General features: G+C 56.6%; 10 protein-coding genes. 5 read left to right on the top strand and 5 right to left on the bottom strand.

The features are described 5' to 3' along the window. The first annotated feature begins 19 nt into the window (after positions 1 to 19). Genes NGM29_RS18545 through NGM29_RS18555 form a run of 3 tightly spaced genes read left to right on the top strand, consistent with a single transcriptional unit; the run spans position 20 to position 3,507 of the window. Positions 20 to 1,000, top strand: a complete 981-nt coding sequence (locus tag NGM29_RS18545; RefSeq protein WP_254160985.1) for an ABC transporter permease — start codon at positions 20 to 22, stop codon at positions 998 to 1,000. Position 1,001: 1 nt separating this feature from the next. Beyond that, complete coding sequence (locus NGM29_RS18550; RefSeq protein WP_254160987.1) at positions 1,002 to 2,150, top strand: ABC transporter ATP-binding protein; 1,149 nt, start codon at positions 1,002 to 1,004, stop codon at positions 2,148 to 2,150. Further along, complete coding sequence (locus tag NGM29_RS18555; protein ID WP_254160989.1) at positions 2,140 to 3,507, top strand: ABC transporter ATP-binding protein; 1,368 nt, start codon at positions 2,140 to 2,142, stop codon at positions 3,505 to 3,507. Before NGM29_RS18550 ends, NGM29_RS18555 begins: the two co-directional genes overlap by 11 nt. A 13-nt stretch (positions 3,508 to 3,520) precedes the next feature. Here the strand turns inward: NGM29_RS18555 and NGM29_RS18560 are convergent, their stop codons facing one another. From NGM29_RS18560 to NGM29_RS18575, 4 genes are all read right to left on the bottom strand, one after another. Then, positions 3,521 to 4,003: a DUF7974 family protein gene (locus NGM29_RS18560; protein WP_484549582.1), complete on the bottom strand. Its 483-nt coding sequence runs from the start codon at positions 4,001 to 4,003 to the stop codon at positions 3,521 to 3,523. A gap of 147 nt (positions 4,004 to 4,150) precedes the next feature. Then, entirely contained in the window at positions 4,151 to 5,533 is a 1,383-nt protein-coding gene (locus NGM29_RS18565; RefSeq protein ID WP_254160993.1) for an ABC transporter substrate-binding protein, read from the bottom strand. Positions 5,534 to 6,076: 543 nt separating this feature from the next. Then, positions 6,077 to 6,259 carry a hypothetical protein gene (locus NGM29_RS18570; protein WP_254160995.1) on the bottom strand — a complete coding sequence of 61 codons (183 nt, stop codon included), beginning with the start codon at positions 6,257 to 6,259 and terminating at the stop codon, positions 6,077 to 6,079. Positions 6,260 to 6,352: 93 nt separating this feature from the next. Then, the gene (locus NGM29_RS18575; protein ID WP_254160997.1) at positions 6,353 to 6,643 is read right to left on the bottom strand and encodes a TolB-like translocation protein; all 291 of its coding nucleotides are present in this window, start codon (positions 6,641 to 6,643) and stop codon (positions 6,353 to 6,355) included. Between the two features lie 442 nt (positions 6,644 to 7,085). Between NGM29_RS18575 and NGM29_RS18580 the strand changes: the two genes are divergently transcribed. Beyond that, complete coding sequence (locus NGM29_RS18580; protein ID WP_254160999.1) at positions 7,086 to 8,579, top strand: carboxypeptidase M32; 1,494 nt, start codon at positions 7,086 to 7,088, stop codon at positions 8,577 to 8,579. Between the two features lie 491 nt (positions 8,580 to 9,070). Further along, on the top strand, positions 9,071 to 10,771 hold the full coding sequence (locus NGM29_RS18585) for a S9 family peptidase (RefSeq protein WP_254161001.1): 1,701 nt from the start codon (positions 9,071 to 9,073) through the stop codon (positions 10,769 to 10,771). Positions 10,772 to 10,783: 12 nt separating this feature from the next. Here NGM29_RS18585 and NGM29_RS18590 read toward each other — a convergent pair whose 3' ends face one another. After that, on the bottom strand, positions 10,784 to 12,094 hold the full coding sequence (locus NGM29_RS18590) for an amidohydrolase family protein (protein ID WP_311136855.1): 1,311 nt from the start codon (positions 12,092 to 12,094) through the stop codon (positions 10,784 to 10,786). Between the last annotated feature and the right edge of the window lie 16 nt (positions 12,095 to 12,110).

Consider the following 12,110-nt stretch of genomic DNA (forward strand, 5'->3'; position numbering starts at 1 on the left):
CAGTAACTGATCCAAAAGAATGGCCACATCAGAAACACAAATAGACAAAAATATTTCTAGTTCCAACACCTCTGGAGAGAGCGAGGTCGAAACACGGGTCGGACTAAAGTATACGCTGGCACAGGTCAAGCGAGACCCGACCGCAAGAATCGGGATGTACATAATCTCGTTTCTCACGGCGGTGGCAGTTCTCGTTTCGATAGATTACTACGCCTTAGATTACGCCGTTGCGGAGCGGATTCTCTATCATCCTGAACAGGATCCACTCATGGCGGATCGGCTCTTACCGCCCGTCGGCATGGAGAACCAGTACGGATCCGGCAGCCTCGCTCATCCACTCGGGACAGATCATCGTGGTCGTGATGTCCTGAGTCGTCTCATCTACGGTACGCGGATTGCCATCACCGTTGGTTTCATGGCGACCGTTATCGGGCTCGTCGGTGGCTCGATTATCGGTGCGGTCTCAGGCTACTACGGTGGCTGGATCGACGACGTGCTCCAGCGCATCACCGAGACCATCTACGCGATTCCGTTTCTTATCCTCGTCATCGCGTTCATGTCCGCCTTCGGTCGGAATCTGACGTTCGCGATGATTGGCGTGGGCATCACTTCGATCCCAGTGTTTAACCGGTTGATTCGCTCACGGGTGGTAAGCGTCCGTGAAGAGGAGTACATCGAGGCCGCCAAGGCCGCGGGGGTAAAAGACCACAACATCATTCTCCGCCACATCATCCCGAACAGTTTCGCCCCGGTGCTGGTTCAGGCCACCCTCCAGATCGGATTCAGCATCCTGATTATCGCAGGGCTGTCGTTTCTCGGATTTGGTGTCCAGCCACCCACACCCTCGTGGGGCCAGATGCTCGCAGAGTCACGGCAGTACATGCTGCCAGCGCCGATGTTCAGTATCTGGCCTGGCCTGGCCATCTTGATTACCGTTGTTGGCTTCAATATCTTCGGAGACGGGCTCCAGGACGCACTTGACCCACGGATTCAGAACTAACATGACCCGGAATACACCACTGCTGAGCGTCGAGAACCTGCAGACGCAGTTCTTCACGGAAGACGGCGTCGTTCGCGCTGTCGACGGCATCTCCTTCACCGTCGAGGAAGGCGAAATCGTCGGACTCGTCGGCGAATCAGGTGCCGGTAAGAGCGTTGCAATCTCCAGCCTGCTCCGACTGGTCGATAATCCCGGCCAGATTGTCGGCGGTCACGTCGAGTTCAAGGGTGAAAACCTGATTGACTTCGAGGAAGGCCCTGATGGCAATCTCCGGCAGAGCGACGAGATGATGAGCAACGATGAGATGCGCAAGCGGATACGAGGGAACGAGATTGCGATTATCTTCCAGGATCCCATGGAGAGTCTCAATCCGGTGTACACCGTCGGCGAGCAGCTCAGTGAGTTCATCCGACTGAACCGCGACCTCTCGAAAAAGGAGACGAAAGCAGAGGCAATCGATATCCTTCGGGAGGTTGGCATTCCCGACCCGGAGGGACGGTACAACGAGTACCCCCACCAGTTCTCGGGCGGGATGCGCCAACGCGTGCTCATCGCGATGGCTCTCGCCTGCCAACCCTCGCTCATCGTCGCCGACGAACCGACCACGGCGCTCGACGTAACCGTCGAGGGACAGATTCTCGACCTCGTAAATGACCTGCAGGAAAAGTACAACACGAGCTTTATCTGGGTGACTCACGACCTCAGCGTCGTCGCAGAAATCTGTGACCGAGTGAACGTGATGTACCTCGGGAAAATTGTCGAGAGCGCAGACGTCGACGACCTGTTCTACGACACACAGCATCCCTACACTGGGGCGCTACTGGACTCGATACCGCGCCCAGACAGAACCGTTGAGGAACTCAACCCTATCAAGGGTGTCATGCCCGAAGCAATCCATCCGCCGTCGGGTTGCCGGTTCCACCCTCGGTGTCCCGACGCCCGCGAGGTGTGCAGGGATGTCGACCCGGGCGACGGCATCGTCAGGGAGAAGGAGCCGCCACATCGCGTGGTTTGTTTCAAACACGAAAAGTACGATGTAGGATATGAGGAGAGTCAACCGCTGGACGTGAAGGTCGGGAGCGGGTTCGACGCCGGACTGGATAGAGATAGGGCCGAACCCGAATCAAGAGGTGACGCAAATGGTAACTGAGACGGACATGACAACTTATCAGAATAGCCAACCCGACGAGATAGCGTACGGCGAACCGCTGATGGAAGTAGCGAACCTGACCAAACACTTTACCCAGTCGGACGGTGTGCTCGGGAGTTTTGAGTTGAACACCGATGGCTACGTGCCACCGGTGAGACGTAACCCCCGAAAGGTCGAAGCGGTTGACGACGTCTCCTTTGAGATTCTGAAGGGGGAAACGCTGGGCCTGGTCGGCGAGTCGGGCTGTGGCAAGTCGACGCTTGCGCGTACGATTCTTCGACTTATCGAGCCGACAGACGGCTCTATCCGGTTCAAGGGGACAGACCTCGCAGATATGTCGAGCGGGACGCTCCGGAAGAAGCGCCAGGAGATACAAATTATCTTCCAGGATCCGCAGTCGTCACTGAACCCACGGATGAAAATCGGCCGTATTGTCGAAGAGCCGATGAAAGCACACGGCCTGTACGACAGCGAGGGCCGAGAAGAGCGCGCCAAAGAGCTACTGAAGAAGGTCGGACTCGACCCACAACACTATAATCGGTATCCGCACGCGTTCTCCGGCGGGCAGCGCCAGCGCGTCAATCTTGCCCGTGCGCTGTCGGTCAACCCGGATCTCATTGTCTGCGATGAGCCAGTAAGCGCACTCGACGTCTCGATTCAGGCTCAAGTCCTCAACACGCTCCAAGAACTCCAAGACGAGTTCGGCCTCACGTACCTGTTTATCACGCACGACCTCTCAGTTATCCGCCACATTAGTGATAGGGTCGCGGTGATGTATCTCGGGAAACTCGTCGAAATCGCCGACAAGGCGGAACTGTTCGAGAACCCACAACACCCCTACACAAAGGCGCTACTCGACTCTATTCCGATTCCGGACCCCAGAAACAGCGGGACACGTGGGGTTCTTCCCGGTGACGTGCCGAGTCCGCTGAATCCACCGAGCGGATGTCGGTTCAGGACGCGTTGTCTACGGCTGATGAAGCCGGACCGATACGCCAACGGTGATGAAACCATTGAGTATGGGATGACGAAGAACGAGTGGGAGCAAATCCGAGCATTCATCCGCTCAATCTCATATCGGAGTCTCGAACAGTATGACCGCGATTTCCTCGGAGATCAGTTCTTCGAGGACGGGGTTCCGGATGGGACTGCCGGGCAATTCGTCTCCGAGGCACTCTCGCTGGCCGACGACGAGAGGCTAGACGAGGCCGAAGCATTGCTGGAAGAGAGGTTCATCAACCAGAGCATCTGTGCACGTGAAGACCCGTACTACGAGGTCAAGACGGAGTACGGGACTTCGACCCACATCGCTGCTTGCCATCTTCACAACAAAAACGTCGCCCAAGAGACCGACTAACGTCCCGGATGGGCTATACGATTTCTACGACGACCGAATCCTGCGGTCGGTTCTTGGCCGTAATGAAACCAGTTATCGTGTGCTGACCGGGGTCGGGAAGTTCCCATCTGTCAGGTTCGCCGAACCGTTTGAACCGACCGTCCCAGACGATGTGGTAAGTCTTTCGCTCGCCGCCCCTGAAGTCGAATCGACCAGACTGGCCGTCATCGTACCGGGGTTCGTCGCTGGCTTCAAGTTCTCCGTCAACTGTCCAGCCCCACAGCCTGAGCATCTCCGTATACACCGTGACTGGAATCGGAAGCCTGTTCTTGAATTCAAGCGTGATTACGATCGGTTCACCTTGTTCGTACCGTTCGGCGTCAGTACTCACGGAGACCCGTATCGAGCGACGGACGACAGACCGTGGCAGTAGCTTGTTCAGTATCTCGGTCGTGTAGTTCCGAGTCTGGTCGAACCCGAATCGGTCACCCTCCAGTTGGGTCTGCCGACGTGACATGGTATCGTTCGTAGAAGGACTAAGTAGGCGCCATAATTAAACTGACGGTCGGCCCCAGCCGAACGAAGATGTGAAGCCTCGGCGAGGACGTGGCCACGGTGCGTCAGAATGGTTCCCACGAGTAAGAGATCGTGGAGGTGAGTTCGATTATCTGTCGACCGAGGTGTTGCTCACAGGCGAATGGAGTCGCGGATTATAGTGGCTCGATGCGTGAATGTTGAAGTCCTGAACCACGTTGTGGACACCCCAGCTGTTGTCGAGGGTGTACGCCGGAAGATGGACACGATCCTCGAGAATCGTCTCGATAACGAACTCGTAATGTTCCTTGCGCTCCTCACGGTCAGTGATTTCCCCGGCAGTGGTGAGTCGCTCGTCCATCTCGTCGTTGAAGTAGAACAGGCCGGAGTTCGTTCCCTGCGTGTCCTGCGAGAACTCCCAGGGAAGGATGTTCTCCGGATCTGGACCGCCACCAGTACCGAGCGCATACATATGGTAGTCGTCGGGGTCACCAGTGGTGAACGTATCGAGGTACGTTCCCCATTCGAGACGCTGAACCTGGGTGTTGAACCCGAGTTCCTCGAGGCCGTTTGTCACCGAGACACCAATCTGTTCACGCATTTCGTCTGGGGGAACGATGACCAGGGGCTCCCAGTCATCCGGTGTGACGCCCGCCTCGTCAAGTAATTCCTGTGCCATGTCGAGATCAGGGTCCTGGTGCTGGATATCGGCCCACTCGTCCTCCGGAAAGCCCCACTCCTCGATGATAGGTCGGTTGAGCGGTGCGTACGCACGCTGTCCAGCAGGTTTGACGAAGTTTTCGACTGCCTGATCCATTGAGAAGCAGTAGTCGACTGCTTCGCGAACGAGTGGATCCGCAGTCGGCCCTTCGTTGCAGTTGAACCCGATGTAGTAGTAGCCGAGCGCCTCCGTAGACATGACGGACGCGTCGTCCATATCTTCGACCTGAGGGAACAGATCCGGGGGAATGCCCTGAATGACGTCTGTAGAACCCGTCTCCAGGGACGTGACACGTGTCGTGGATTCATCGATGGGTTCGAACTCGACCTCTGCAAGGTTCGGGAGTTCGTCGCCCCAGTAATCGTCCCAGCGTTCAATGCGAACGAAGTCCCCCTCTGACCAGTCCTCGAACTGGAACGGACCAGAACCGACCGGGTTCGTAATGAACCCATCCGGATCATCTTCACGGACGCCTTCAGGAACGATGTAAGTCATCAACGCATTGATCGGGAAGACCGGGTCGGGTTCCTCGAGGTGAATCTCGAGCGTGTTGCCGTCGACCTCGAACTCCTCGATACTGTTGAAGTACGGTGCGTTCGGAGTTTCCTCTTCAACAGGGGCTGTCATCGAGTAGATGACGTCGTCCACAGTGACTGGATCTCCGTTGTGAAACTCAGCATCGTCTCGAATCTCGACGATGTAGGTCGTGTCGTCGACAACTTCGAAATCGTCAGCTGCGAGTTCTGGGACGTACCCGAGCGCCTCGTCGTACCGGTACAGGGTTGAGTACATCTGGGCACAGACCTGGCTAGACGGGATGTCGTTAAGAATGATTGGGTCAAACTCGATCGGTGAATTATCCAGCCCGACCTGGAGACGCCCATCATCGCCAGCACCTCCGTCGCCTCCGCCGTCAACAGTATCGTCACCACTGATACATCCAGCCATCATAGCAGTTCCTGCCGCAAGCCCAGACGCCATAACCGAACGTCTGCCGAGGACAGATGGTATCTTCCTGTCGCTGTCGCTACTACTGGGTCTAACCCCTGGCTTTCTTGCCATGTCAACAATGCTCAGTTGTGAATAAATAAATGTATGGGTGGGTTTGTATTACACACGACTCAACCACTACAGTTCGCCTGCTGAATAGGAAATTCAGGATCTGTTGAAACCATCTTTTTGTCTTGCGATTTCGCATAGGGGGATGATTTCCTGAAATTCGGCCGCCGTGCTCGTGGAACACGTCGATTATCTTCGCTCCATCTCGGCTAATTCGCCGGATAACGTCCTCACCTTCGTCTGGCGTCTGGACGTACATGAAGGCCCCGTTCGGCCCTAGACAGGACCACCTTCGACGGCCCGCTCCAGCGAGGTTGTGAGTACGCTATCGGTCTCCCCGTCAGTTACATGCACCTCGGTCTGGTTGAGCGCCAGGTTCGCCCCCTCTTCGGGGAAGAAGGTATACGCCACGTCTCCATCGTCGTTGACGGCGAGTCTTGGACTCCAATCGTGGGTCATCGTGATCGTCTTAGTTGCGCCGGATTCGACATCAGTAGCCAAAATCTCGTGATAGAGCGTCCGATACGTGAGTCGTTTCGTGTAGTAGAGCGTTCAATCCGAATCCCACCCCGGGCAGTCGTAATCAACATCTTCGCTCGTGATTCGAGCCACGTCGCCAGTCTTTATATCCACAACGTAAACGTGACTGCATTTTCCGTCCATGTAACCGCCTGCGGAGCGGTAGACGATCCGGTCAATGACACGTGGATCAGGTGACTCGTGTTCGCACTCGGTGTCAAGATTCTCTTCCCGCTCTGCTTCACTCACTTCCTGGACGAACGCGACTTTTGTCCCTTTAGCGTTCCAGACTATTGAGCGATCGTCTCCGACAACATCGGTCAACTACCGGCCCTCTCCGCCGCTCGTCGAGAGTACCCATACCTCACTGCTCCCGCTTCGATCGCTCACGAACCCGAGGGTTCACCGTCTGGACTCCACTCGGCTTCAGTTTCCATGTCGCTTGCGATCGTGAACTGCTGTTGCGTATCCCCACCTGTTGGCGCGAAATAGACGGTCTGTTCGTACGTGTCGTCCGAAACCGGGTCACGTTTGAGGAAAGCAACAGACAACCCATCTGGCGAGAGTCGTGGACGATCCACTTGCGAGATATCGTAGTAATCCTCTGGAAGTACCTGCGGCATATTCGCCTCGAGAAACGGAGGTGAGTTGATTGTTATTACAATTTATACATGCGTTCAATGGTGTTAAACTATTGTAGTTGCGAGAGTGGTACGATACCACGCAGTGTCACATCATTTATCACGATCCTAGTTCACTAACAAGTATGTCCGGGACAGACGACCCGTACCAGCAGTTTGCTCACCGCATTCGGAACGCCAACGTACTCGACGACGTCTCACTCGTCCTGAACTGGGACCAGCAGGTCGTGATGCCCGAGGAGGGCAGTCACGCCAGATCGCTGCATTTCAGCGCACTTTCCGCGATGAGACACGAGTTGTTCACCGGCGAACAAACGCTCGAATTGCTAGAGACTATCGATGACAGCGCCCTTAACGACGAGCAGCATGTGATTCTCCGCGAGGCACGTCGCGAAATAGACAGGAAGCGAAGCGTGCCGGGGCCGCTGGTCGAAGAAATAAGCGTGACGCAGACGCAGGCGTTCGAAGACTGGAAGATCGCACGTGCCGAGAAGTCGTTCGATCCGTTCGCGGAATCGCTCGGTGAGCTTGTCCAACTGCAGCGCGAACGAACGGACTACATCGACGCCTCAAAGACCACGTACGGCGTCCTGCTTGGAGATACGGAGCCCTATATGGAACCGGAGGATATCGACAGACTCCTGACGACGCTCAGAGACGGCGTGCTTGACCTACTTGAGGAATACGGCGATGACCTCACCGAACCAGATCATCTCAACGTTTCTGGACCGTTCGAAGAGGACAAACAGCAGGAGCTCTGTGAGCGTGCGCTCACGATGCTAGGGTATAACTGGAGCCGTGGGCGACTCGACACCGCCCCGCATCCCTTCGACGGACTGAGCCAGTACGACGCCCGGATAACGACGCGGTTCGACGAAAGCGAGCCGTTTAGCGCGCTATTGAGCACAATTCACGAGTTCGGACACGCCGTCTACAACCTCGGATTGTCCGACGAGCATTACGGAACTGCCTTGGGTCGCGCACGAAGTCACTCAATCCACGAGTCCCAGTCGCGCTTCTTCGAGAATCATGTCGGGCGTTCGCGAGCGTTCTGGGAGCGTTTCCTCCCGACTATGCGCGAAATCTTCCCGCAGTTTGAGTCGGTGTCGCTGGACGAGGTGCTCGCCCACGTCAACAGAATAAACAGGTCGAACCAAATTCGCGTTGAGGCTGACGAAGTGACCTACCACCTCCACATCGCCCTGCGCCATGAGATTGAACAACAGCTTCTCGAAGGGGAGATTGCAGTCGAGGAGGTTCCCACGGTATGGAATGAGCGTGCGGTGGAGTACTTTGGTGAGCCGCCAGAGAGTGTTGTCGACGGCGTGCTCCAAGACGTCCACTGGAGCTCCAAGTTCGGTATGTTCCCAAATTACTCGCTAGGAAGTATGCTGGCCGCACAGGTAGCGAACGCCATCGATCGAGGGGTTGCCGACGTCGATACCCTGATCAGGGAAGATCGACTAGACGAGATTCACAACTGGCTCACGCAGCACATCCACCAGCGAGGTCAGCGCGATACGACCGGCGAACTCATCGAACGTGCAACCGGTGAACCGCTTTCTGCAGAACCGCTCCTAGACCATCTCGAAGCGAATATCCGAGCACAAATAGAATAGAGATCGCGCCCACGTTATCTCCTATTTCCTCGTGGCACAAGGAGGTTGCCACATGGCGTACGGTCACCGTCTGCGAATTGCTGATTCGCAAAGCAGTTTCGTGAGAGTAGACGCCGTCGGTAGGCTACCAAAACAGTAATACTCTTTCCTTGAGAGTTGTCCACGTAATGCGCGTTACACCGAGCGATTACTGTGACATCAGCCAAGCGAGTGAACCGGCTCTCTCACCAGACGGAGAGCAGGTTGCTTTCGTCAAGCGAACTCCCAGTGACCAGCAGAAGTACGATTCAACTATCTATCTCTCGTCGGTTTCAGACGAGGAGAGTATCCGGTTCACCCAAGAGTTAGGAGCTGATTCCAGTCCGTGCTGGTCACCAGAGGGGAACAAACTGGCCTTCGTCAGCACGAGAGGCGATGATGAGACGCCGCAACTTTGGTTACTCCCAATCGACGGTGGTGAGGCGGAGCAACTGACCGACGTCGTTGGTGGTGTGAGCGATCCCACATGGTCTCCCGACGGTCGATACATCGCCTTCACGCAGAAGACGACGGTGGACGAACGAGATGCCGAGCTCGACCTCGAGTGGGAGAACGACCCCGAATATGAACGCGAGGAGCCGAGCCCACGAGTCATCGGGCGACTTGTTTACCGCGAACACGGTGGCTACATCGACGGTCGTCGCCAGCACCTGTATCTATACGATATCGAGGCCGGCAACGTCGAGCGAGTAACCGATGGAGCGTTCGACTGGGCGAATCCGGACTGGGGCAATGCCGGGACGCTGTACGGAACTGTGCGAAGGACGGGCGACCCGGACGACAACCTCGTCCACGATATCGTAGCCATCGACGTCAACTCCGGTGACGAGACGACGGTGACACAGACCACAGGCTGGGATCCGTCGTTCAGCGCGACGACTGACGGACGTATTGCGTTCAGATATAGCGACGACGAGGAGCCGGGTCCGTCGATGCGGCTGACGGAGATCCGTGTCGTCGACCGCGAAACGGGTGAAGAATGGACGGCGACCGAAGGTCTCTCACGGCGGGTCTACCGTGGGTGTACTCCGGTGTGGGACGACGCTGAGGAGTCGATTTACGTGCTCGTCCCCAATGAAGGTGTGGTTCGATTGTACGAACTTGACCCCCAGAACGAATCTGAACCCACTCTCGTCGACACAGGCAAGACAGAACACATCGAGTCGATGTCGGTTAGCAATAACCACGTGGCGTTCGTCCAGAGCACGTCGAAGGCACCGAGTGACGTGTTCGTCGCGACGACAGAGGGCGGGGAGCCGACGCGCGTGAGCCGGCTCAACGACGAGTACCTCGCCAAGCGAGATGTACAGCTTCCCGAAGAGGTGTGGGTCGAATCCGAGGACGAAACGGATGTTCAGGGCTGGATGCTCACACCACCTGACTTCGACGAAGATGAGACGTATCCCGCGATTCTGGAGATTCACGGCGGCCCATCTATCATGTGGACGACCAGCGGTACGATGTGGCACGAGTTCCAACTGCTCGCGTCTATGGGGTACGTCGTCGCCTGGTGTAACCCACGGGGTTCGACCGGCTACGGCGAAGACCACACGCTCGCAATCGGCGGCGACTGGGGTGGGCCGGACTACCGAGATCTGATGGCGTTCATGGATGAAATCGCCGGACAAACGTACGTCGACGACTCGAACCTCTTTGTCACAGGCGGGAGCTTCGGTGGCTTCATGACGAGCTGGATCGTCGGCCACACCAACCGGTTTAGCGGAGCCGTGACACAGCGCGGTGTCTACGACCAGATTGCCCAATACGGGGCTACCGACACCTATCACTCGAACGAAAAGCAGCTCGGGCTGCCGTGGGAAGACCCGATCAAGTACTGGGAGTCTTCTCCCGTCGCGTACGCCGACCGGGTCAAGACGCCGACTCTCATAATCCACAGTGAAGAAGATTACCGCGTCCCGGTTCACAATGCCGACACCCTGTACCGGTTCTACCGGAAAAACGGCGTCGAAACACGCTACATCAGGTATCCACGTGAAGGCCACGAACTGTCGCGCTCGGGCGAGCCGGGTCACGTCGTCGACCGCCTCGAACGAATCCTGCGATGGTTCAACGGGTACTCAGACTACCATGATGAGCCACCAGTGGTGGAAACCGAGGAGACGGAAAGAGACTGGAAGCCGACTGTTGGGTAACCCGAACCACAGTTAGACAGATACTGCAAAATCAACCGACTCCCACTGTTCATTCGTTCGAACGTAGACCGTACCCAACTCACGACGAGTGACTGGCCTCCCCTCGCGAACGACGAGTCGGCGTGGAGCACGGGTCCGAAGCGCGTTGTAGGAGTCCGGCGCGTCGAACAGAACGAACGAGCCCTCGTTGCCGGGTTTGAGTCCCGAGTTGAGGCCGAGAATCGACGCGTTGTTTTCAATTACCATCTCCCACAGCGTCGGCACGTCGTACCAGCTCGTCAGGTGACCGAAGTGCGCGAGGAACAGTACCTCACCGAGCGGGTCGCAGTCGCCATACGGGTGGTACTTGTCAACCATGTTGTCCTGCCCGATACCGACAGTAATTCCTGCTTCGAGGAGTTCGTCGACCCGAGTGTGTCCGCGACGGCGCGGATAGTCGTCGCGTCGTCCCTGCAGTTCGGCGTTCGTCGTCGGGTTTGTGATAACGGAGATGTCATTCCGGGCAAGCAAGCCGCGAAGTTTGTCGGCGTACGCATTGGGATAGGTGTGCATCGCTGTGAGGTGACTTGCCGTGACTTGAGTGTCGAGCGACCGTTTTTCGACTTCACTAGCGAGCACGCCAGTGAACCTAGAGTACGAGTCATCGGACTCGTCGATGTGTGGATCCAACGGTCGGTCGTAGCTATCTGCGAGGTCGACTATCGTCTTCACGTGCTCGACACCGTCTTCGCGGGTCGCCTCCTTGTGTGGGATTCCGCCGACGACATCGACGCCTGCATCAAGTGCGTTGCACAATGCCTCCACCTCCGCGTTGGAACGGACGAGCGAATCGAGCGGGAGGCCGACAATCTGGACGTCGACGACCCCCTCGTAGACGCGACAGAGCTCGAGCAGACCCTCAACAAGTTTGTTGCCGTGGCGGGAAGATGTATCCACGTGAGTTCGAACCGTCGTAACGCCGTGTGCGAGAAACCAGTTGAGTTGCGAGCTAGTGCGTTCAACGATAGATTTCGGTTCGAGCATACCAGCCTCTTCCAGATCATCGTACATCTCCCATCCGACGCCGAACCGATCCGGCCTCGGCATTTCATATCCGTCCCTGAGTAAGCCTGAAAACGTGTTCGCTGTTACAAGATAGGTATGGGGTTCAGCAAACGGAGGCGTGACAAGGCGTCCATCAGCGTGGAATCGCTGACTCGTGTCGAATGCATCGATGTCTCCCTCTCCTCTAGATACAATCTGATCGATTTGTCCGTCACGAATCTCGATATCAATGGCGTCTCCGTTCCTGAGAACCGCATTTGTCAGTATAAAATCGGTCATGCACAGCAAGTCGGCT

It is taken from the genome of Natronosalvus rutilus, from assembly GCF_024204665.1.
Classification (GTDB): domain Archaea; phylum Halobacteriota; class Halobacteria; order Halobacteriales; family Natrialbaceae; genus Natronosalvus; species Natronosalvus rutilus.